General features: G+C 64.4%; 22 protein-coding genes. 13 read left to right on the top strand and 9 right to left on the bottom strand.

Annotated features, from left to right (window positions below):
- Positions 1 to 245: 245 nt before the first annotated feature.
- From FW796_RS30435 to FW796_RS30415, 5 genes are all read right to left on the bottom strand, one after another.
- Entirely contained in the window at positions 246 to 470 is a 225-nt protein-coding gene (locus FW796_RS30435; RefSeq protein ID WP_346632062.1) for a type II toxin-antitoxin system RelE/ParE family toxin, read from the bottom strand.
- A 101-nt stretch (positions 471 to 571) separates the two neighbouring features.
- Positions 572 to 808: a type II toxin-antitoxin system ParD family antitoxin gene (locus FW796_RS30430; RefSeq protein WP_011060512.1), complete on the bottom strand. Its 237-nt coding sequence runs from the start codon at positions 806 to 808 to the stop codon at positions 572 to 574.
- A gap of 42 nt (positions 809 to 850) precedes the next feature.
- On the bottom strand, positions 851 to 1489 hold the full coding sequence (locus FW796_RS30425) for a response regulator (RefSeq protein ID WP_041117219.1): 639 nt from the start codon (positions 1487 to 1489) through the stop codon (positions 851 to 853).
- On the bottom strand, positions 1489 to 2760 hold the full coding sequence (locus tag FW796_RS30420) for a sensor histidine kinase (protein WP_346631579.1): 1272 nt from the start codon (positions 2758 to 2760) through the stop codon (positions 1489 to 1491). Before FW796_RS30420 ends, FW796_RS30425 begins: the two co-directional genes overlap by 1 nt.
- Positions 2761 to 2762: 2 nt before the next feature.
- Positions 2763 to 2885, bottom strand: coding sequence for a hypothetical protein (locus FW796_RS30415; RefSeq protein ID WP_019092738.1), 123 nt, complete (start codon positions 2883 to 2885; stop codon positions 2763 to 2765).
- Positions 2886 to 3076: 191 nt separating this feature from the next.
- On the opposite strand from FW796_RS30415, the gene FW796_RS30410 reads away from it, so the two are divergent.
- The 6 genes from FW796_RS30410 (at position 3077) to FW796_RS30385 (ending at position 8297) form a co-directional block, all read left to right on the top strand.
- Positions 3077 to 4261 (top strand): ABC transporter substrate-binding protein, encoded by a 1185-nt coding sequence (locus FW796_RS30410; protein ID WP_446440582.1) that lies wholly within the window; start codon positions 3077 to 3079, stop codon positions 4259 to 4261.
- 30 nt (positions 4262 to 4291) lie between these two features.
- Positions 4292 to 5266, top strand: a complete 975-nt coding sequence (locus tag FW796_RS30405) for a YVTN family beta-propeller repeat protein (protein WP_041117213.1) — start codon at positions 4292 to 4294, stop codon at positions 5264 to 5266.
- Positions 5263 to 6021 carry an ABC transporter ATP-binding protein gene (locus FW796_RS30400; RefSeq protein ID WP_446440581.1) on the top strand — a complete coding sequence of 253 codons (759 nt, stop codon included), beginning with the start codon at positions 5263 to 5265 and terminating at the stop codon, positions 6019 to 6021. Before FW796_RS30405 ends, FW796_RS30400 begins: the two co-directional genes overlap by 4 nt.
- The gene (locus FW796_RS30395) at positions 6018 to 6809 is read left to right on the top strand and encodes an ABC transporter permease (RefSeq protein WP_233323636.1); all 792 of its coding nucleotides are present in this window, start codon (positions 6018 to 6020) and stop codon (positions 6807 to 6809) included. The genes FW796_RS30400 and FW796_RS30395 overlap by 4 nt, the downstream gene beginning before the upstream one ends.
- A gap of 232 nt (positions 6810 to 7041) precedes the next feature.
- Positions 7042 to 7584, top strand: coding sequence for a PQQ-dependent catabolism-associated CXXCW motif protein (locus FW796_RS30390; protein WP_311168208.1), 543 nt, complete (start codon positions 7042 to 7044; stop codon positions 7582 to 7584).
- 47 nt (positions 7585 to 7631) lie between these two features.
- The gene (locus FW796_RS30385; protein WP_404939160.1) at positions 7632 to 8297 is read left to right on the top strand and encodes a response regulator; all 666 of its coding nucleotides are present in this window, start codon (positions 7632 to 7634) and stop codon (positions 8295 to 8297) included.
- Between the two features lie 127 nt (positions 8298 to 8424).
- Here FW796_RS30385 and nahK read toward each other — a convergent pair whose 3' ends face one another.
- The 4 genes from nahK to FW796_RS30365 all read right to left on the bottom strand — a co-directional run bounded on the left by nahK (position 8425) and on the right by FW796_RS30365 (position 15014).
- Positions 8425 to 11076, bottom strand: a complete 2652-nt coding sequence (gene nahK, locus FW796_RS30380) for a hybrid sensor histidine kinase/response regulator NahK/ErcS' (RefSeq protein ID WP_446440580.1) — start codon at positions 11074 to 11076, stop codon at positions 8425 to 8427.
- The gene (nosP, locus tag FW796_RS30375) at positions 11006 to 12169 is read right to left on the bottom strand and encodes a nitric oxide-sensing protein NosP (protein ID WP_446440579.1); all 1164 of its coding nucleotides are present in this window, start codon (positions 12167 to 12169) and stop codon (positions 11006 to 11008) included. The genes nahK and nosP overlap by 71 nt, the downstream gene beginning before the upstream one ends.
- 393 nt (positions 12170 to 12562) lie before the next feature.
- Positions 12563 to 13747, bottom strand: coding sequence for a porin (locus tag FW796_RS30370; protein ID WP_346631586.1), 1185 nt, complete (start codon positions 13745 to 13747; stop codon positions 12563 to 12565).
- A 220-nt stretch (positions 13748 to 13967) separates the two neighbouring features.
- The gene (locus FW796_RS30365) at positions 13968 to 15014 is read right to left on the bottom strand and encodes an Ldh family oxidoreductase (RefSeq protein WP_446440578.1); all 1047 of its coding nucleotides are present in this window, start codon (positions 15012 to 15014) and stop codon (positions 13968 to 13970) included.
- Positions 15015 to 15145: 131 nt separating this feature from the next.
- On the opposite strand from FW796_RS30365, the gene FW796_RS30360 reads away from it, so the two are divergent.
- From FW796_RS30360 to FW796_RS30330, 7 genes are all read left to right on the top strand, one after another.
- Entirely contained in the window at positions 15146 to 16021 is an 876-nt protein-coding gene (locus tag FW796_RS30360) for a MurR/RpiR family transcriptional regulator (RefSeq protein WP_047285528.1), read from the top strand.
- Between the two features lie 16 nt (positions 16022 to 16037).
- Positions 16038 to 16790, top strand: a complete 753-nt coding sequence (locus FW796_RS30355) for a transporter substrate-binding domain-containing protein (RefSeq protein ID WP_446440577.1) — start codon at positions 16038 to 16040, stop codon at positions 16788 to 16790.
- An 86-nt stretch (positions 16791 to 16876) separates the two neighbouring features.
- Entirely contained in the window at positions 16877 to 17596 is a 720-nt protein-coding gene (locus FW796_RS30350; RefSeq protein WP_053150433.1) for an ABC transporter permease, read from the top strand.
- Positions 17593 to 18303, top strand: coding sequence for an ABC transporter permease (locus FW796_RS30345; RefSeq protein WP_350404616.1), 711 nt, complete (start codon positions 17593 to 17595; stop codon positions 18301 to 18303). The genes FW796_RS30350 and FW796_RS30345 overlap by 4 nt, the downstream gene beginning before the upstream one ends.
- 46 nt (positions 18304 to 18349) lie before the next feature.
- Positions 18350 to 19591, top strand: coding sequence for an NAD(P)/FAD-dependent oxidoreductase (locus tag FW796_RS30340; RefSeq protein ID WP_404939152.1), 1242 nt, complete (start codon positions 18350 to 18352; stop codon positions 19589 to 19591).
- 16 nt (positions 19592 to 19607) lie between these two features.
- Positions 19608 to 20408 (top strand): amino acid ABC transporter ATP-binding protein, encoded by an 801-nt coding sequence (locus FW796_RS30335; RefSeq protein WP_283990167.1) that lies wholly within the window; start codon positions 19608 to 19610, stop codon positions 20406 to 20408.
- Positions 20409 to 20807: 399 nt separating this feature from the next.
- Complete coding sequence (locus FW796_RS30330; protein WP_446440576.1) at positions 20808 to 21581, top strand: TIR domain-containing protein; 774 nt, start codon at positions 20808 to 20810, stop codon at positions 21579 to 21581.
- Positions 21582 to 21625 lie beyond the last annotated feature (44 nt).

Genomic DNA, 21625 nt, shown 5'->3' with positions numbered 1-21625 from the left:
GCCGGAGAGAGGGCACCCCGAGCCCCAGCGAGGGGCCCATGGAGGGGCAAGCGTTTTTGCTTACTTTTTAGGCGTTTGTAAAAAGGGACTCGCCGTAAGGGCGAAACCCTAAGTGGCCGCACCCGTAGGAATGGATATGTACCCAAACCCCAAACCATCAAGACGAAACCACCAGCAGCCACACCCGCAGCAACGGATATACACCCCACCCCCTCACCACAAAAAGCCCCCAACATCCCCCACCACTACCGGAAAACACCTTCAGCCAACCACTCAGGAAAGTCCCGCATACCATGCAAAACCCGCCATACGTCGATGTAGTCATCGCGTTCAACGTAGAACACCAGATAGGGATAGCGCTTCAGCGGCCAGCAAAGCCCCCCCGGCAGATCCAGCTCGTGGGCGTAGCGAGACATACCCGAGGCCGGATGGCGGCCGATATGAAGATAGGCCTTTTCCAAAGCATCGATAAAACCGAGCGCCGCCTGCTCGGCCTGTTGGTCAAGCTAGTCGCTGATAGCGCCTCCCACGTCCTGGCTGGCAAGGGCACGTGGCATGACCGGCTTGGCTTTCATCCTCGCGCCTTGTGAACCCTGGCACGCAGGGATTCGAAATAGTCACCCTGCACAGCAGTGCCCGGCGCCGATTGAGCACCGGCCAACAACAGGCCACGCAGATGTTGCCGATCCTGATCCTTGCGAATCAGCTCACGCACATATTCACTGCTGGTGCTGTAGCCGCGCTGGCTGACTTGATCATCGACAAAGGACTTGAGAGCGTCCGGCAGGGAGATGTTCATGGTGCTCATGGCTTTGTCCGCTTTTGACAAAATTTACCAAACCATACCCCCTCACCCCGCCACCCGCACCACCCCCATATCAATCCCCAAATGCACCAACTCCGCATGGGAGCTGACCTGCAGCTTGCTCTTGAGCAAGGTCAGGTGGTTGGACACGGTCTTGGCGCTGATGCACAACTGCTCGGCAATCACCCGCGCCGGGGTGCCCCTGGCCAGCATCACGAAGATCTCCAGCTCGCGCTGGGTCATGCTCTGCAAGCGTGGATCGCTGGCGTTCTGCGCCGGGGTGCAGGCCAGTTGGGTGGCCAGGGGCTGTTCGATGTAGGCGTGCCCGGCCAGCACTCGGTGCACCGCTTCGATCAGCACCTGGGGCGCGGAGTTCTTGGTCAGGTAACCCGAGGCGCCCGCCTCCAGGGCCTGGCGCACCAGGGGCAGTTCGTCGTGCATGCTGAAGAACAGCACCCGCAGTTGCGGCAGGCGCTGGCGCAGGCGGCGGGTGGTCTCCAGGCCGCTGATGCCCGGCAGGCCGAAATCCATGATCACCAGTTGCGGCACGTCTTCGGCCACTCGGGCCAGGGCCTCTTCGCCGCTGGCCGCTTCGCGTACCTGCATCGCCGGCAATACCGCGCGCAGCAGGCTGGCATAGCCCTGGCGGACCACGGCGTGGTCATCCACCAACAAGATGTTCATCAGGCCTCCATGGGAATGTTCAAGGGCATGTTCAAGGCCAGTGCCCAACCGGCGCCGGGACGGCTGAGGATGTGCAGTTCGCCACCCAGGCTGCGGGCGCGTTCGGCCATCGAGTGTAGGCCGACGCCGGGGCGTTGGGGCTGGGGGGCGCCGCAACCGTTGTCGCGCACCAGCAGGCGCAGGCCCCGGGCGCTGCGTTGCAGGCGCACCCGAACCTGGCTGGCGCCGGCGTGCCGGGCGACATTGGTCAGCGCTTCTTGCAGCAGACGGTAGAGGTGGGTCTTGCTCACGTCGGGCAACGCCGGAAGGTCGGCGCCCACCCGCAACTGGCAATCGATGCCCTGACTGTCCTGCCATTGGCTCACCAGCAAACCGAAGGCTTCGGCCAGCGGCAAGTGCTGCAGCACCACCGGGTACAAGTCCTGCACCAGGGCGCGAAAGCCCTGCTGCAAACGCTCGCAGTTGAGCTCCAGGGCTTGGGCCGTGTGTTCCACCACCGTGGGCTGGTCGGCCACCATGCGCAGCAGGCAGACCTGAGCGCGAATGCCCGCCAGGTATTGCCCGAGGTCGTCGTGCAGGGTCTGCGCCAGGTAGGTGCGTTCGCGCTCCTGCACCGCCAGCAGGGCCTGGGTCAGTTGGGTGTTGTCGGCCCGGGTCTGTTCGAGGGTCGTGGTCATGCGGTTGAAGTGTCCGGCCAGTTGTCGCGCTTCCGGCAGGCCGGCCTCGCGCAGGCGCACCGCCAGTTGCCCACCGGATACCTGCTGCAAGGCCCGCAGTAAATCGTCCAGCAGGCCCATGCCGCGGCGCACCGCCCAGCGGATGCTCAGCAGGCTCAAGAGCAGGGCCAGGCCGCACAGGCTCAACAGCTGTTGCAGGGAATCCCAGACTTCATCGATCTCGTCGCGCGCGTCCACGGCGATCAGCACCCGGCGCCCGTCGCCCAGGTCCAGCTCGCGGGCGCTGTGGCGGCGGTCGCTGAACAGTTGGCGGCCGAGCCAGGCATCCAGCCCGGCCTGCTCGGGCATCTGTGCGGCCTCGTCCGGTGCCAGCCAGTGCACCCGCACATGACGCAGGCTTTGGGTCAGACGCGGTTGCAGGCCCGCCGGGTTGCGCTCGGCGCTGTCGCTGAGGTACTCCACCACCGCCTCGGCGGACTGCATCTCACGCTCGACATCGGCCACCGCCTGGTGCAGCAGCAAGCCGGCGCAGGCCAGGGTCACCACGGCAAAGAACGCCGTCACCCACAGGTTGATCCGCCACAGCGCCGACATGCCTAGCGCCCCGGAACCAGCGGCACCGCCAGGGGCACGACCGGGCGCGGGCCGTGCAGGCGATCGACGCCGATCAGGCTGAGAATCAGCAGCAAGGGCAGGAGCAGCACTTTGATGATGCGCATGGGCGTCGCTCTCAAGGTTCGGGCTCAGGGCTCGGGGCGGGTTCAGGCCAGGATCGAGGCCGCTGGGACCATGCTAAGACTGCCGCGCCCGCGCCGGGTTACTACCTTGGTACTGCCCGGGCGCTACTTTCTGCATATTTCCCCGTCCCGGCACTGTTCCTATGCTGGCGCCACCTGCCGTGGAGCGCCCTATGCACAAGCCTGCCCCGCTTATCCCGACTTGCCTGCTGGTCCTGGCCTCGGTGCTGTTGTCCATGACCGTCAGCCAGGCCAGCGAGGAACCCTTGCAGGTGCGCATCGGTTACCTGGGCTATCGCCCCGATCCCGGCCCGCTGCTGTCCAACATCATCCCCGAGCCCGCCGACGCCGGGCTGCAAGGCGCCCAGTTGGCGATTGTCGACAGCAACAGCACCGGGCGCTTTCTCAAGCAGCAGTTCCAGCTCGACAGCGCCAGCGTCGACAGCCCCGCGGCCCTGCTGCAAGCCGCCAGGGCCCAGCACGACCAGGGCCTGCGGCTGTTCGTGGTGAATGCCCCGGCGGCCAGCCTGCGCGAGTTGTCGGCGGCCCTGCCCGACAGCCTGCTGTTCAACGCCGGCAGCCCCGACGACCGCCTGCGCAGCAGCCAGTGCCTGGGCAACGTGCTGCACAGCCTGCCCGGCCGGGCGATGCTGGCCGACGCCCTGGTGCAGTTCATGGTGCTGCGCAAATGGCAGCGGGCCTTGCTGATCGTCGGCCAGACCGAGGACGACCGCGCCTACGCCGACGCCCTGCGCCGGGCCATGCAGCGCTTCGGCCTGAAGATCGTCGCCGAGAAGACCTGGAGCTTCGACAACGACCAGCGCCGCAGCGCCCAGGCCGACATGCCGCTGTTCACCCAGACCGCCGAGTACGACGTGGTGCTGGTGGCCGACGAGCGCGGCGACTTCGGCGAATACCTGCCCTACCAGACCTGGTACCCGCGCCCGGTGGCCGGCACCCAGGGCCTGACCCCCACTGGTTGGCACAAGAGCGTGGAAACCTTCGGCGCAGCGCAGTTGCAAAAGCGCTTCGAAGCCCAGGCCGGACGCTGGATGAACGACCGCGACTTCGCCGCCTGGATGGCCGTGCGCAGCGTCGCCAGCGCCGTCAGCAAACTGCGCCAGGCCGACCCTCGGACCCTGCAAGCGCTGCTGCTCAGCGACCAGCTGCCACTGGACGGTTTCAAGGGCCGCAAGCTCAGCTACCGCCCGTGGAACGGCGAACTGCGCCAACCGATTCCCCTGGTGCAGCCCCGGGCCCTGGTCAGCACCTCGCCCCAGGACGGCTTCCTGCACCCCTTCAACGAAATGGACAGCCTGGGCTACGACCGTCCCGAAGTGGCCTGCCGCTACCCCTGATCCGATCACCACAACAACAAGGAATCCGCCATGCGCCGCCCCCTTCTCTGCCGCTCCGCCCTCTGCGCGGCCCTGCTGCTCGCCACCGGGCACGCCATGGCCGCCACGGCCTGGGTCTCCAACGAAAAGGACAACAGCCTGAGCCTGATCGACCTGCAGACCCTGGAAGTCACCGAGACCCTGCCGGTGGGCCAGCGCCCGCGCGGGCTGCTGCTGTCCCATGACAATAAGCTGCTGTACATCTGCGCCAGCGATTCGGACCGGGTCCAGGTGATGGACGTGGCCACCCGCAAGATCGTCAAGGAGCTGCCATCCGGCAAGGACCCCGAGCAGTTCGCCCTGCACCCCAACAACCGCTGGCTGTACGTGTCCAACGAGGACGATGCGCTGGTCACGGTGATCGACACCGAGACCGCCAAGGTCCTCGGCCAGATCAACGTCGGGGTCGAGCCCGAAGGCATGGCGGTGAGCCCCGATGGCAAGTGGGCGGTGAACACCAGTGAAACCACCAACATGCTGCACTGGATCGACACCAGCACCCAGACCCTGGCCGACAGCACCCTGGTGGACCAGCGCCCGCGCTTTGTCGAGTTCAACCAGGACGGTTCCAGGCTTTGGGCCTCGGCGGAAATCGGCGGCACCGTGACCATCCTCGACGTGGCCACGCGCCAGGTGCTCAAGACCCTGAACTTCAAGATCAAGGGCGTGCACCCGGACAAGGTGCAGCCGGTGGGCATCAAGCTCAGCGCCGATGGCAAGTACGCCTTCGTCGCCCTGGGCCCGGCCAACCACGTGGCGGTGATCGACGCCAAGACCTACGAGATCCTCGACTACCTGTTGGTGGGGCGGCGGGTCTGGCAGCTGGCATTCACCCCGGACCAGAGCCAGCTGCTGGCCACCAACGGGGTCAGCGGCGATGTTTCGGTGATCGATGTGAACAGCCTCAAGGTGCTCAAGTCGGTGAAGGTCGGGCGCTATCCCTGGGGCGTGGTGGTGACCCCATGAACGCCCTGGAGGTCAGCCAACTGAGCTTCGCCTATGGCCCGCGCCAGGCCCTCGATCAGGTCAGCCTGAGCCTGGCTCCCGGGCGCTTTGCCGCGCTGCTGGGCCCCAACGGCGCCGGCAAGTCGACCCTGATCGCCCTGCTCACTAGGCTCTACGACCTGCAGCAGGGCGACATCCGCGTCGGCGGCTGCTCCTTGCGCAACGCCGCCCGGGCCGCCCTGCGCCAGCTCGGCGTGGTGTTCCAGCAAAGCACCCTGGACCTGGACCTGAGCGTCGAGCAGAACCTGCACTACCACGCCGCGCTGCACGGCCTGTCGCGGCGCCAGGGGCAGGCGCGGATCGACGCTGAACTGGCACGCCAGGGCTTGACCGAACGGCGCCGGGACAGCGTGCGCGCCCTCAATGGCGGTCACCGCCGGCGGGTGGAAATCGCCCGCGCCCTGCTGCATGAACCGCGCCTGCTGCTGCTCGATGAAGCCAGCGCCGGCCTCGACCCGGCCAGCCGTCTGGCCCTCAACCGGCACATTCGCCAGCTGTGCCAGGAACAGCGCCTGAGCGTGCTCTGGACCACCCACCTGCTGGACGAAGTGCAGGCCGACGACCAGTTGCTGATCCTGCATCAGGGGCGCCTGGTGGCCAGTGGCGTGGCCAGCGCCATCAGCCAGGAACAGGGCGGCGACCTGGGCACGGCCTTCGCCCGCCTGACCCAGAATCCCCAGCCGCGCCCGGCGCCGATCGGAGAACCGCTCGCATGAACGCCTACTGGCAGTGCCTGCGCGGCATCGTGCTGCGCGAATGGCTGCGCTTCGTGCTGCAGCGCACGCGCTTTCTCAGCGCCCTGGTGCGCCCGCTACTGTGGCTGCTGGTGTTCGCCGCCGGCTTTCGCGCCGCCCTGGGCATCGCCATCATCGAGCCCTACAGCACCTACATTCCCTACGAGGTCTACATCGTCCCGGGGCTGGCCTGCATGATCCTGCTGTTCAACGGCATGCAGGGCTCGCTGTCGATGGTCTACGACCGGGAAATGGGCAGCATGCGCGTGCTGCTCACCAGCCCCCTGCCCCGGGCCTTCCTGCTGGCCAGCAAGCTGTTGGCCACTTCGCTGATCTCGCTGCTGCAGGTCTACGCCTTCCTCGCCGTGGCCTGGCTCTACGGCGTGCAGCCGCCGGCCATGGGCCTGCTGGCCGCGCTGCCGGCCCTGCTGCTGGTGGCCCTGATGCTCAGCGCCCTGGGGCTGCTGCTGTCCAATGCCATCCGCCAACTGGAGAACTTTGCCGGGGTGATGAACTTCGTGATCTTCCCGCTGTTCTTCCTGTCCTCGGCGCTGTACCCGCTGTGGAAGATGCTCGAAGCCAGCCCCTGGCTGTACTGGCTGTGCGCCCTCAACCCCTTCACCCACGCCGTGGAGCTGGTGCGCTTTGCGTTGTATGAACGCTTCAACCTCCTGGCCCTGGCGGTATGCCTGGGGCTGACCCTGGTGTTCTCCCTGCTGGCGGTGCTGACCTTCAACCCGCAGCACGCCGCCCTGCGCAAAAGCACCTGAGCCACACCCCTCACACCCACCTCCCCCCCCGTAGGAGCTGGCTTGCCAGCGAAGAGGCCCGCAAGCCCAACGCCAAACCCAATGCCCCCTTCGCCGGCAAGCCGGCTCCTACACAGCGCCTGCCGATGGGCGATCTACGACTTTGGTACTGCTTTTGCTGTCGATGGTCGCATTCACAAATGCCCTCGCCCTGGCATGTAATGACCCCCATAACAAGAAGGACACCCCCCTTATGCCCCGTGCCCTGCAGACCCTGGCCCTGCTCTCCCTGAGCCTGACCCTGGGGATGGCCCACGCCGAAACCCCGCTGTTCTCCGCCGAGGGCTATCGCACCAGCCTTTACCGCAGCCCGACACCCACCCGGATCGAAACCGCGCAGATCATCGACACCAAGGGCTTGCAAGCCCTGCTCCAGCAGCCGCGCAAACCTTTGCTGATCGACGTCTATCGCCGGCAATGGCTGCAAGGTCGTTTCATTGACAGCGAGCCCCACGCCAACCTGCCCGGTAGCCACTGGCTGGCCAACACCGGCGACGGCGAACTGAGCCCCGAGTGGCAGCACTACTTCAGCCGCTATCTGCAACAGCTCAGCGCCGGCGCCCTGGACCAGCCGCTGGTGTTTTACTGCCGCGCCGATTGCTGGCTGAGCTGGAACGCGGTAAAACGCGCCGCAGCCCTGGGCTATACCTCTGTGTACTGGTATCGCGACGGCCTGGACGCCTGGGAGGCCGCCGGGTTGCCGGTGGTGGCGGCCCAGCCGGAAGCCTTTCCCTGAAGCTGCAAAAGCCCCCCCGCACACTCACAATAACGAGGTGAAAGGCCATGTATAAAATTCTGATAGCCGACGATCACCCACTGTTTCGCGAAGCCATCCACAACGTCATCAGCGACGGATTTCCCGGCAGCGAGGTGATGGAAACCGCCGACCTGGACAGCGCCCTGGCCCTGACCCAGGAACACGACGACCTGGACCTGATCCTGCTGGACCTGAACATGCCCGGCATGCACGGCCTCAACGGCCTGATCACCCTGCGCAACGAAGCGCCGACCATTCCGGTGGTGATCGTTTCCGCCGAACAGGACAAACAGATCGTGCTCCAGGCCATCACCTACGGCGCCGTGGGCTTCATCACCAAATCCTCGCCGCGCTCGCAGATGACCGAGGCCATCGAACAGATCCTCAATGGCAATGTGTACCTGCCACCGGACATCATCCGCACCCAGAAAAGCCCGCCGGGCCGACGCAGCAGCGAGACCCCGAGCTTTCCCCCGGAACTGCTGCAGGCCCTGACCCGCAAACAGCTCCTGGTGCTGGAGCGCATGACCAAGGGCGAGTCCAACAAGCAGATCGCCTACACCCTGGACATTGCCGAAACCACAGTGAAGGCCCACGTCTCGGCGATCCTGCGCAAGCTCAATGTGCACAACCGGGTGCAAGCGATCCTGAGTGCCGGGGACATCGATTTCGGCGCCTACCTGCGCCGCTGAATGCAACTGATCGTGCACCGTTCCTGTAGGAGCCGGCTTGCCGGCGAAGGCGATCTCGCGGGCCCCTTCGCTGGCAAGCCAGCTCCTACGGTTGGTAATGACAGTGGCCAGCTCCTACGGTTGGCCGTCAGTGATGGGGCGTGGGGGTGGCCGGGCTCAGCAGGTGGCTGATGGCAGTCTTGAGTTTCATCGGCCGCACCGGTTTGTGCATCAGGGTGTGGCCCAGCTCGCGCAGTTGCTGCTTGAGCTCGTTGCTGTAGTTGGCGGTGATCATCATCGCCGGGATCGCCAGGGCGCGGCGGGCGTTGATTCGCGCCACGGCGTCAATGCCGTTCTGCTGGCGGTCCAGGTGGTAGTCGGCAATCAGTAGATCGACTTCGGCGCGGTAGTCGTCCACTTGGCGTGCCAGGTCTTCTTCGGACAGCGCGGTGATCACTTGGCAGCCCCAGCCTTCAAGCAGGGTGCGCATGCCGGCGCAGATCGCCGCGTCGTTATCCACGACCCAGATCCGCGCGCCGTGCAGACGTTCCAGCAGGGCTTCCCCCAGTTCCGGGCGCGGCGCCGGCAAGGGTGCGCTGGCGCTGATCGGCACCTGCACGCTGAACACCGAGCCGCGCCCCGGCCAGGAACGCACGCCGATGCGGTGCCCGAGAATCCCGGCAATCTTCTCCACGATGGCCAGCCCCAGGCCCAGGCCGCGATCCTGGTCCGGGCGCTGTTCTTCGCCGCGCTTGAACTCCTGGAAGATTTCTTCCAGACGTTCGGCGGCGATGCCCATGCCGCTGTCCCAGACTTCGATCGACAGCCAGCGCCCCTGGCGCCGACAGCCCAGCACCACGCGGCCCTGGCGGGTATAGCGGATGGCGTTGCTCAGCAGGTTGCGCAGGATCCGCGCCAGCAGTTGGATGTCGCTGCGCACCAGTGCCGAGCAGGCCACGAAGTGCAGTTCCAGGCCCTCGCTGCGGGCCACCTGGGCGTACTCGGCGGCAAGGTTTTCCAGCAGCTCGCTCAAGGCAAAGGGCGCGATATCGGCCTTGATCACCCCGGCGTCGAGCTTGGAGATGTCCACCAGGGTGCCCAGCAGGTTTTCCACGTCCTCCAGGGAGTTGCTGACATTGCGCACCAGGGCGCTGCTGGCCTGGGGATCGCGGCGCTCCAGCAAGGCGCTGGTGAACAGCCGCGCGGCATTCAAGGGTTGCAGCAGGTCATGGCTGACCGCGGCGAGAAATTTGGTCTTCGACAGGTTGGCCTGTTCAGCCTCGCCCTTGGCTTCCCGCAGCCGGGATTCAACCCGGCTGCGCTCTTCGATCTCGCGCAACAGCTGCTGGTTGAGGGTGGTCAGTTCGGCGGTGCGTTCGCGCACCCGCAGCTCCAGGTTCTGGTAGGCCTGATGCAACGCCTCGGCGGTGCGCCGGCGTTCGGTGATGTCGCGGATCAGTACGAAGATCCCCACCACTTCACCATTGGCCAGGCGATTGGGCACGTAGGAGCGCAGCATGTAGCGCTCCTGGTTGTTGATGTTGGTTTCGGCGAATTCGAAGGTCACGCTCTCCCCCGCCAGAGCCCGCTCCACATAGCTTTCCAGGCGCTGGTAGTGCTGTTCGCTGTGCACCTCGCGCAGGCTCTGACCGAGCATCACGCCCCGGGGCCAGCAGTACCACTCCTCGTAGACCTTGTTGGTGAACTCGTACACCAGATCGGCATTGAGGTAGGCGATCAGCGCCGGCACATGGTCGGTGATCAGGCGAATCCAGCGCTCGCTCTCGCTCAGGGCCTCGGCGTGCTGGTAGCGCTCGGTGATGTCGGTGAAGGTGTTGACGAAGCCGCCGGTAGGCAGCGGATGGGTACGGATTTCCAGCACCCGGCCGTCGCTCAGGCGCTGCTCGCATTCGTGGATCACCCGGCCATTGCAGTCGCGGCTGGCGGGGGTCAGCAGGCTCAGCTCGCTGTCGCCGATAACCTCGGCAAACAAGCGGTGAGCGGCCACCGGGGCCAGCCCGCTGAGTTCCAGGAAACGCCGGTTCCACAGTTCGAGAATGCCCTCGGCATTGACCATGGCCACGCCCTGGGACAGGTTGTCCACCGCCCGTTGCAGCAGGTGCGACTTTTGCGCCACCGCCTGCTCCCGGCGCAGGGTTTCGCTGTGCTTGACCTCGGTGATGTCGGTGAACAGGATCACCCGCCCGCCCTCCCGGGTCGGCCGCTCGCTGACCTGCAGCCAGCGCCCGTTGTGCAGGCGATAGAGCAACTGCTCGTCGGCGCTGCTGCGCGGTTCCTCGCTGAACAGCCCGGTGCTGGTCATCAGCCGGCGCACTTCCGAGAGGCGCATGCCGGCCATGATCCGCACCCGGCTGTGGCTCCAGAAGGCACGGAAGCGGCTGTTGAACAGGACGATGCGCTGCTCCTGGTCGAACAGCACGAAGGCGTCGGAAATGCTCTCGATGGCATCGATCAGATGCTGGTGGGCAGTCTCGGCCCGCAGCCGCGCTTCGCTGAGCAAGTGGTTGCCGGCCTTGAGCTCGGCCATGGCCTGGTTCAGGGCGTCGGTACGTTCGCGCACCTGCTCGGCCAGCACCACCGAATGCTGGAACGCCGCATAAGGGTCGTTGCCCCGGGTGATGCCGGATTCGACCCGCTCGATCAGCGCGCTGTTGATCCGCCGCAGCTTGCGGTTCTCGCGCTGCAGGCAGGCGAGCTGCGCTTGCAGCTCAGCGGCGGGCCGGAGTTCGACTGCGGGCAATGGCGACCCCGGTGAAGGTCTGGTTGATGTGCATGCCATTGAACTGTTCTCCGTAGGTGTTGAACCCCATCACCCGTTGCTCCCGCAGAAAGGCGCCGATCTGCTCCAGGCTGCCGCGGTCCTCCAGCTCCAGGCGGCGCAAAAAGCAGTCGCAGCCGATGGTCAGCAACAGCCCGCCGAGGCGCTGCTGCAAGCCGTCGAACAGCTGTTGCAGGTTGGGCAGCAAAGGGCCGGGGGTCATGGCGGTGAGGACGATGCCGTTCTCCACCGCGCAGTAGAAACTCAGGCTCAGGTCCGGGTGCACCTGCTGCACCGCGCGCACGTAGTAGTGCTGGTTGATCCGCACCGCCAGCGGGTGGGCGGCAAACACCCGGTGGTCGAGCTGCGCAAGCGGCACGCCGATCAGCCGCGCATACTCTTCGGCGGCCGGCTCGGCGTTCAATTCATAGACCCGGCGCAAGGCGCTGTCGGCGCCGGTGACCACCAGTTTTTCTTCCCGGGGCAGGATGTGGTGGGTGGTGAACACCTCGAAATCCAGCCAGGTGTTGACCAGCACCACCACCGCCGCGCCGCTGTGAAATTCGCCACCGAAGTAGACGTGGGTATGGGTCAGGTAGTTGTCATCGCCGGCCGAACCGCCGAAATGCGGAATGTCTCCCAGGGCCGCGCTGAGGGCGGCCAGCACCATCTCTTCGCGGCTCGACAGGCCGTCCAGCAGGGTCAGGGCGAAGCTGTTGCCCTTGATCGGCGCCAGGGTGTTGCTGCGGCAATCCCCCACCAGACGTTCGACCATCTGCTGGGCGTCGATCAGGCTGAAGTGTTCCATCTGGTCGATCAGCTCGGCGGCGATGGAAAAGTGCCGGTGATCGAAGCCGATGGCGGTCACGCAATTGCGCCCGTAGCCCAGGGGGGTGATTTCCCCCGCGCTGGTGCAGCCCACCAGGGGGATGCCGCCAAAGCTGTGTTGCAGGGCCGGGCCGAGGGTTTGCAGGGGGTATTCGGCGGAACAGAAAAACAGCACGAAGCCCAGGTGCGGATGCAGCAACTGGCTGGCCAGGTCCTGGGCCACCTGCTGCGGATCGACGGCCTGGGACATGGCACTGACCACGCCCTCGCTCTGGGCTTGCTGCATCGTCGCCTCCGGCGCCGGTTATCTGAGGGATGAGTGTACGAAGCCGGCCCTGGGGCACGAATGCTACTTGGGTAGCGGGTAGCCGGTTCCATGGGCGTAGGTGCTGGCTTGCGAGCGAAAGTGTCGGCCGGTTTGGTGCAAGGCTGGCGGGCCTCTTCGCCGGCAAGCCGGCTCCTACGGGAAATCCGCCAATGCGGAAAATAGGCGGGGAATGCGCGGCGCGACCTCCGTAGGAGCTGGCTTGCCAGCGAAGGCGTCATCCGGGCTGGTGCAAGGCTTGAGGGCCTCTTCGCCGGCAAGCCGGCTCCTACAGGGGAAGGCGCAAATATGGGAGAAATGGGAATGCGCGGCGCCGGCCCGGGCGCGATGCGCACGCCAGGGCCGGCGCTGGGGTTACCAGGTCAGCACGGCACCCACGGCGAAGGTGTCGGTGTTTTCGTTCTGGGCACTGGTGTGGTGGCCGTCGATCTCGAACTGGTTGTACTCGGCCACCAGCTTGAGGTTGTCGTTGATGTCGTGGAACAGCGCCACGCCCCGGGTCTGGTAATCGGCGCCGCTGCCGACCACGCCGTTGCCGTCGTCCTTCGTCTTGCCGTAGGACAGCGCCAGACGATTCTTGCCCAGTTTGTACGAGCCCTGCAGCAGGTAGCCCTTGCTGTCCACGTTGCGCAGCGTGGCTTCGCCGGCGTTGTTGGTGAAGAACGGATTGATGCCCTTGGCCTGGAACCCGGAACCGGTCAGGGACAGGCCGCCCATCTTGGCCTGCAGGCCGTAGCCCAGGCCCTTGGAAGTCACCGATTGCACGTTGGGGTCGGTGTTGTCGGAGGTCTGGTAGCTGCCGTTGAGCCAGCTGTAGAACTTGGCCCCGCCCAGGTCGAACTGGTAGGTGATCTCGCTCTCGGTGCGCGGGTTCTTCTGGTAGGCCTTGCCCAGGGCGCTGCTGTCGTTGGTATCCACCGGGTCGAGGATGCCCACCGCCACCCGCAAGCCGTCCATGACCGGGCTGCGGTAGGTGATCTGCGACGAAGGAAAGGGATAGGGATAACCGCTGCCGATGTTGCCGAACGACACCCCGCCGCCGTCCACCAGCCCCAGGCTGTCGCTGACCTGACCGTACCCGGCGAGCATTTCATCGAGCAGGATGTTGGAACGGGCGAACAGGCCGAAGTCCTTGCCGATCAGCACCTCGCCCCACTCCGGGTTGGCCACGGTGCCGTAAAACTGGCGCACGTCGATGGCGGTGTCGGTGCCGTTGGTTTCGCTGTCATTGATGGTCACCCAGAACGAGGCCCGGGCGCCGAGCTTGAGGTCGTCCACCTGCTTGCCCATGTTGAAGCCCAGGTAGTTGGGCAGAAAGCCCATCTTCACCCGCGCCTGCCGGCGGTCGTACTGCTCGCCGGCGCGGTCGACCTTGCTGTTGACGTAGAAGGCGTTGATGTAGCCGTCGGTGGAAAAGGTCGTCTGGTCCTTGTCGTACAGCATGATCTCGGCTTCGGCGACAGTGCCCAGGCCAAGGGTCGACAGGCCGACGAGCAGGGCCGGAATCAGAGGGTACTGGCAGTTCTTATTGTTATGCATGGCGCGCTCCGCAAACGGGGGACGAAATGTCGGAGGCGATTATCGAAACGGGGCAAGGCCGCCCATAGGCTGCCTTGGAGGCAAATTCAGCATGCTTTGGAGGGGCTGGCAGGGACCGGCAAATCCGATCCACGACCGGCCCGCTACCGGGCCCACTACCGGGCCCACTACCGGGAGTAGCACCAAGGGTTTAGCGACCCCGGTGCCAAGGGATAAGGCCTTAAGCCTCGGCCGCCAAAGCGCGCAGTCGCGCCAGCTCGGCAACGGCCAGGGGAATGCCGTGCTCCAGCGATTTGGCCCGGGTGCGGTAGCGCCGGTCCCCGGGCATGCGCTCCAGGCCCACGGCCTGCATCTGCCGCACCAGCTCGCCGCTGCGCTGGGCAAAACGCCCGCCGCCCAGGTGGCTGGGGTCAATGACAATCAGCAGTTGCCCAGTCCAAGGCGTTTGCGCCCCGGGGTGTTGCGACCAGTCGAACTCGAAGGAGAAGTTGCCGCCGGTCAACGCCGCCGCCAGCAGCTCCACCATCATCGACAGCGCCGAGCCCTTGTGCCCGCCAAAGGGCAGCAAGGCGCCGCCGTCGAGAATCGCTGCCGGATCGCAAGTGGGCTGGCCGTCGCGGTCCACTCCCATGCCCGGTGGCAGTTGCTCGCCCTGGCGCTTGGCGATCTGCACATCACCGTGGGCGATGGCGCTGGTGGCCAGGTCGAAGACGATGGGCTCGGCGCCTTCACGGGGGGCGGCGAAGGCAATCGGATTGGTGCCGAACAGCGGACGCTGGGCGCCGTGGGGCACCACGCAGGTCATGCTGTTGACCAGGCTCAGGGCCACCAGGCCTTCTTCGGCGAAGGGCTCGACATCCGGCCACAAGGCCGCGAAGTGATGGGAATTGCGAATCGCCAGCACCGCGATCCCGGCGCTGCGGGCCTTGCTCAGCAGCAGCGCGCGGGCCGCCGCCAGGGCCGGCTGGGCAAAGCCGCCTGCGGCGTCCACCGCCACCACGCCGGGGGCCACATCCTCGACCTGCGGCACGGCCTGCCCATTGACCCAACCGCTGGCCAGGGACGACAGGTAACCGGGAATGCGGAACACCCCGTGGCTGTGGGAGCCATCGCGCTCGGCGCGGGCGCAGTTGTCGGCCAGCACCTGGGCTACCTCGGCAGAGGTGCCGTGGCGAAGAAAAATCCGTTGCAGCAAGTCGGTCAAGGCCGGCAGGTCGAGGTACTCGACGTCAGCCTGCGCCGGGGTCGCGTGGTTCGCGTCGGTCATTGCAGCTCCATTGGAATTGTTATTGGAAGGTGCCTGACTATCGCGTCACGCCAGTTAACTGTCAAATGTTGACTTAATGACAGAAAACATTCATTTTCCATTGTCAACGGCCCACAAGAATGAAAACAACCATGAGCCAACCCATCAAACAACGCCTTGAAAGCAGCCTGTCCAGCGCCACCGCATCGGGCCGGGCGATTGCCAGCTACATGCTGGCCAACCTCTACGAACTGCCCTTCCAGACCGCCGCCGACATCGCCGAAAAACTCGGCGTCAGCGAATCCAGCGTCGGCCGGTTCTGCCGCGCCATCGGCTACAGCCATTTCAAGGATTTGAAAAACGACCTGAAGAACGACCTCGGCGAAGGCCCGTGGCTGGTGGGCGACCGCCTGCAGGAATTTCGCCAACAGCCCAACCCGGCGGCCCAGGGCCTGCCCCGCAGCTTCGAGCTGGAAGTGGCGGCGCTGGTCAAGGTCTACGAATACAGCCTGACCCCGGCCTGGCAGACCGTGGTCCAGCGCCTGGCCAGCCGGCGCCGGGTGTACGTGGCGGGGTTCCAGACCGAGCGCGGCATCGCTGCCTCCATGGTCCACCTGCTGCAATACCTGCGCGACGGCGTGCACCTGGTGGACGGCGCCGCCGGGCATTTCGCCGACGTACTGCTCAGCCCCGCCGAGGACTGCGCCCTGGTGGTGTTCGAGGCAAGGCGCTATTCGCGCCACGCCCTGACCCTGTGCCACAAGGCCCGCGAGGCCGGGATTCCGGTGACCCTGGTCACCGACACCTTCTGCGACTGGGCCGAGCAGAACGCCGACGAGGTGTTCCGCGTGCCCACCGAATTCAACCTGTTCTGGGAGTCCACCGCGGCCATGCTGTCGCTGGTGCACCTGTTGGTCAACGAGGTGTGCAAGCACCTGGGGCCCGAGGTGGAAAAACGCCTGGAAGCCACCGCCGCCCTGCATAACGAGTTTGTTGGTTACACATCGTCCGCCCGACCAAAACAATAAATAACCGAGGTGCTCCATGAACAACGTCCTCCGCTTCGCCGGCGCTTGCGCCCTGGTCATCGCCGCCTCCACGGCCCAGGCCGAAACCTTGAAGATCGCCACCGAAGGCGCCTACCCGCCCTTCAACTACGTGGACTCCAACAACCAGCTGCACGGCTTTGACGTCGACATCGCCAACGCCCTGTGCGAGCACATGAAGGTCGAATGCACCATCGTCGCCCAGGACTGGGAAGGCATCATCCCGGCGCTGCTGGCGAAGAAATACGACGCCGTGGTGGCCTCGATGATCGCCACCGACGAGCGCAAGAAGAAGATCGCCTTCAGCAACCACTACTACCGCACCCCGCTGTCGGTGGCGGTGCCCAAGGACTCGGACATCAGCGACCCGCAGACCAACTTCAAGGGCCGCACCGTGGGCGCCCAGGCCTCCTCGACCCAGGCCATCTACGCCGAGGACCACTACGGCCCGGCCGGTGCCGACGTGAAGTTCTACCCGACCCTGGACGAAGCCAACAGCGACCTGGCCGCCGGGCGCGTGGACGGGGTGATCGCCGACAAGTTCCCGCTGCTGGCCTGGGCTGAAAGTACCGGCAAGGACTGCTGCAAGATCATCGGTGACGTCAATGGCACCACCGCCGACGCCTCGATCGCCGTGCGCAAGGAAGACAACGCCCTGCGCGAGCGCCTGAACAAGGCCCTGGACGAGATCGTCGCCGACGGCACCTACAAGCAGATCTCCAGCCGCTACTTCGCCTTCGACATCTACTGACCGCCCGCCTTTGCCGCTGCCGTTGCCCCGCGCTCCCTTGAGCGCGGCGGCGCCCTGCACGGTTCATTTTTCCAGAGGGTTCGCGCATGTTCGAACAGCTGTCACTCCTGTCCTTTGCCAGCGGCGGCTGGGGCTCGGCCCTGCTCGCCGGGGCCCTGGTGACCATCGCCCTGGCCCTGGCCTGCGTGCCCATCGGCCTGCCCCTGGGCCTGGCCGTGGCCCTGGCCGCACGCTCGAAAAACCGCTGGGCGCGGGCCTGGGCCACAACCTTTTCCACGGTGTTTCGCGGCCTGCCGGAGCTGTTGACCCTGCTGATCATCTACTACGGCTGCCAGATCGCCGCGCAGAAAATCCTCGGCGCCCTGGGCTACCCCGGTGAAGTGGCGATCAACACCTTTGTCGCCGCGATGATCGCCTTCAGCCTGGTGTTCGCCGCCTTCTCCAGCGAGATCTGGCTGGCCGCGTTCAAGACCCTGCCCAAGGGCCAGTACGAAGCCGCCAGCGCCCTGAGCCTGTCGCGGCGCACCACCTTCAGCCGGGTGCTGCTGCCACAACTGACGCGCATCGCCCTGCCCGGCCTGTCCAACAACTGGCTGTCGCTGCTCAAGGACACCTCCCTGGTCTCGACCATTTCCCTGGTGGACCTGATGCGCCAGACCAACCTCGCGGTCAGCGTGACCAAGGAACCCATGCTGTTCTACAGCGTGGCCTGCTTTGGCTACCTGTTCTTCTCGGCGCTGTCGGGGCACTTGTTCAGCTTTCTCGAACGGCGCTTCAACCGTGCGCAACGGAGCCTGCAGCCATGAACCTGGATGACCTGCTGAACCTGTTCCTCAACCAGGAACTGCTGGAGCGCTACGGCCCGCGCTTTATCGACGGCCTGCTGGTGACCGCCAAGCTGGTGGCGATTTCCTTCAGCCTGGGCGCCGTGCTCGGCCTGCTGATCGCCCTCGGGCGGCTGTCCAGCAATCGTTTCCTGCGGCGCTTCACCGGGGCCTACGTGTACTTCTTCCGTGGCTCGCCGCTGCTGGCCCAGCTGTTCATGCTGTATTACGGCCTGGGCTCGTTCAAAGGCTTCTGGCAGGACGTGGGCCTGTGGTGGTTCTTCCGCGACGCCTGGTTCTGCACCCTGCTGGCCTTCACCCTGAACACCGCCGCCTACCAGGCGGAGATCCTGCGCGGCAGCCTGCTGGCCGTAGCCCAGGGCCAGCGCGAAGCCTGCAAGGCCCTGAGCCTGTCGCGCTGGACCGCGTTTCGCAAAGTGATACTGCCGCAGTCGCTGCTGATCGCCATCGGGCCTCTGGGCAACGAGCTGATCTTGATGATCAAGGCCAGCGCCATCGCCTCCCTGGTGACCATCTACGACCTGATGGGGGTGACCAAACTGGCCTTCTCCCGCAGCTTCGATTTCCAGATCTACCTGTGGGCCGCGGTGCTCTACCTGATCATCGTCGAAGTGGTGCGGCGCAGCCTCAAATACCTGGAAGGCCGCCTGGGCCGGCACCTGAACTGAACCCTTTAGCGGGCCGCCGCGCGGCCCCTGTCATAAGGACCCAAACATGCATTGCCAAACCCTCGTTCTGGGCGCCGGAATCGTCGGCGTCAGCAGCGCCCTGCACCTGCAGGCCCGCGGCCGCCAAGTGGTACTGCTGGACCGCCAGCCTCCGGGCAACGGCACCAGCCACGGCAACGCCGGGCTGATCGAACGTGCCAGCGTGATTCCATACGCCTTCCCCCGGGAAGTGACCAAACTGGTGCGCTACGGCCTCAACCAGCAATCGGACGTGCGCTACAGCCTGCGCCACCTGCCCAAGGCCGGCCCCTGGCTGCTGCAATACTGGCGCCACTCCTCGCCCAAGGGCCTGGCTACCGCCACCCGCGCCATGCTGCCGCTGATCGAACGCTGCGTCACCGAACACCTGGCCCTGGCCCGCCCGGCCAACATGCTGGAGCTGATCGCCGACGGCGGCTGGCTCGAAGCCTTCAACGACCAGGAGGCCTTCGACTTCGCCCAGCGCGCCGCCGCCGACCTGCGCGACTACGAACTCAACTACCGGGTACTGGACCGCGCCGAACTGCTGGCCCTGGAACCCGGCCTGCACCCCGACATCGTGGGCGGCCTGCACTGGCTCGACCCCAAGACCGTCAGCGACCCCGGCGGCCTGACCCGCGGCTACGCCGAACTGTTCAAGCAGCGCGGCGGCCAATTCATCATCGGCGACGCCCTGAGCCTGACCCAGGTCGAAGGCGGCTGGCAGGTGCACAGCGAACTCGGCCCGATCAGCGCCCAGGAAGTGGTGGTGGCGCTGGGCCCGCAAGCCAGCGGCATCTTCGAACCCCTGGGCTACCGCATTCCCCTGGCGATCAAGCGCGGCTACCACATGCACTACGCCGCCCTGCCCGGCACCCGCCTGCAGCACCCGATCCTCGACCCGGTGGGTGGCTACGTCCTGGCACCGATGGTGGGCGGCATCCGCCTGACCACCGGCATCGAATTCGCCGACCGCGACGACCCGATCAACGAAATCCAACTGCGCCGCTGCGAAGCCCTGGCCCGAAACTTCTACCCCCTGGGCGAACGCCTCGACGCCGAACCCTGGCTGGGCCGCCGCCCGTGCCTGCCGGACATGTGCCCGGTGATCGGCCCCGCCCCGCGCCACCCCGGCCTGTGGTTCAACTTCGGCCACGCCCACCACGGCCTGACCCTGGGCCCGGTGAGCGGCCACCTGCTGGCGCAAATGGTCACCGGCGAAACGCCCTTCACCGACCCCACCCCCTACCGCGCCGAGCGCTTCAACTGACCGACGGAGAACCGCCATGCAGACCCAGACCGCCCCGCTTCCCGCCGCATCCGAAGCGCCAGCCCGCCCCGCTGCCGACCCACGCGAAGTGGTGATCGATATTGCCGGGCTGAACAAGTTCTACGGCGCCTTCCACGTCCTGCACGACATCGACCTCAAAGTGCGCCAGGGCGAACGCATCGTCCTCTGCGGGCCTTCCGGCTCCGGCAAATCGACCCTGATCCGTTGCATCAACCGCCTGGAGATTGCCGAAAAAGGCCGGATCCTGGTGGACCGCACCGACCTCTCGCAAAACACCCGCGAAGCCGCCCAGGTACGCAGCCAAGTGGGCATGGTGTTCCAGCACTTCAACCTGTTCCCGCACATGAGCGTGCTGGACAACTGCACCCTGGCACCGATGACCGTGCGCGGGTTGTCGCGGAAAAAGGCTGAAGAGTTGGCGCGGGGGTTTCTGGCCAAGGTGGGGATTGAGAATCAGGCGGATAAGTATCCGAGCCAGCTGTCTGGCGGGCAGCAACAGCGCGTGGCGATTGCACGGGCGCTGTGCATGGAGCCGAAGATCATGTTGTTTGATGAACCGACTTCGGCGCTGGACCCGGAGATGGTCAGTGAGGTGTTGGATGTGATGGTGAAGTTGGCTGGGAGTGGGATGACCATGTTGTGCGTGACCCATGAGATGGGGTTTGCGCGGCAGGTGGCGGAGCGGGTGTTGTTTTTGGATGGGGGGCGCATCGTTGAAGACGCGCCGCCTGAGGAGTTTTTTGGGGCGCCGAAGAGTGAGAGGGCTAAGGCGTTTCTTGCGCAGATTGTGCATTGAGTGAGCAAATGCAGCATTTATCTGTGTTACTCACTCCTATGCTCCCAAGCCACACTAGCCCTCTGTAGTGGGAATAGCTTTTTGTAGCAATCGCCGAATCAGGCAGTCTTTTCCTAGCCCTAACACGTGAAACTACCGTGGTAGCAAAACTACAGGTTGAAACTGAAGCTGCAATTTTCGCAAGTAGCAGCAACCGACAAAAATCGAATATGAGCTGGCAATGGCTCCTCTATTTTTCGGGCTACACAAAACGACAAAAAAAAACGAGCACTCTAACTACAGCAACTTAGATCAGTCAATCTTGTATTTCCGATTGTTTTTTTTGATTTTAGTCGGATAAATTACTTTAAAAAAATTGGAACTAGCGAAATTCATTATCTAATCTATTGAAAAACCCTCGTGCAATCACAACCAGGAACGCTCCGCTTACAGCCCCTAAAAAATAGCGGAGACACATACAGGGAGAAAAATATGGGACGAAAAATATTCGTAACCTACAAGTATGCTGACGAACTAGTTCATTCCATCGATGCAAAAAAGACAACAGCACGTAGTTACGTAGACGAGCTCCAAAAATTGCTCAAGGACAAGGAACACATTAACAAAGGAGAGGAGGATGACGCCGACCTAAGTGATTTCAAAGACGACACGATTCAGACAAAATTAGGGGAGAAAATCTTCGACAGCTCCCTCACCATCATTATGGTATCCAAAGGAATGATTAATTCGAAGATTCCAGAGACTGATCAATGGATGCCTTGGGAAATATCGTATTCTCTGAGGAAGAAGAACCGTGGCGATAGAATATCCAAACCCAATGCACTCTTGGCAATCACCCTACCTGACGAATCCGGCCTCTATAGTTACTATATCGACGACGAGTCATGTCCGCACTGCAAATGCCGCACACTGAAGACGAATAAGCTATTCAAGATCATGAAGGAGAACATGTTCAACATAAAGCAGCCCGAATATACGGATTGCCCCCACCACACTACCGGCTCGAAAGTCCACCTAGGCCAATCATCTTACATCTATTCAGTGAAATGGTCAGAGTTTTTCACCAGCCCCGAACACTACATTGACTTAGCGATAGAAATTGGCGACAACATTGACGCATACAACATTACAAAACTGCTTACACCGAAAACTAGTGCAAGATATTTTTTGTGACTCCGATTCTCTAGCCACTTATAGATATACATTGACTCATAAAT

The organism is Pseudomonas sp. 910_21 (genome assembly GCF_052850735.1).
This window is presented reverse-complemented; position numbering and strand designations above follow the sequence as displayed.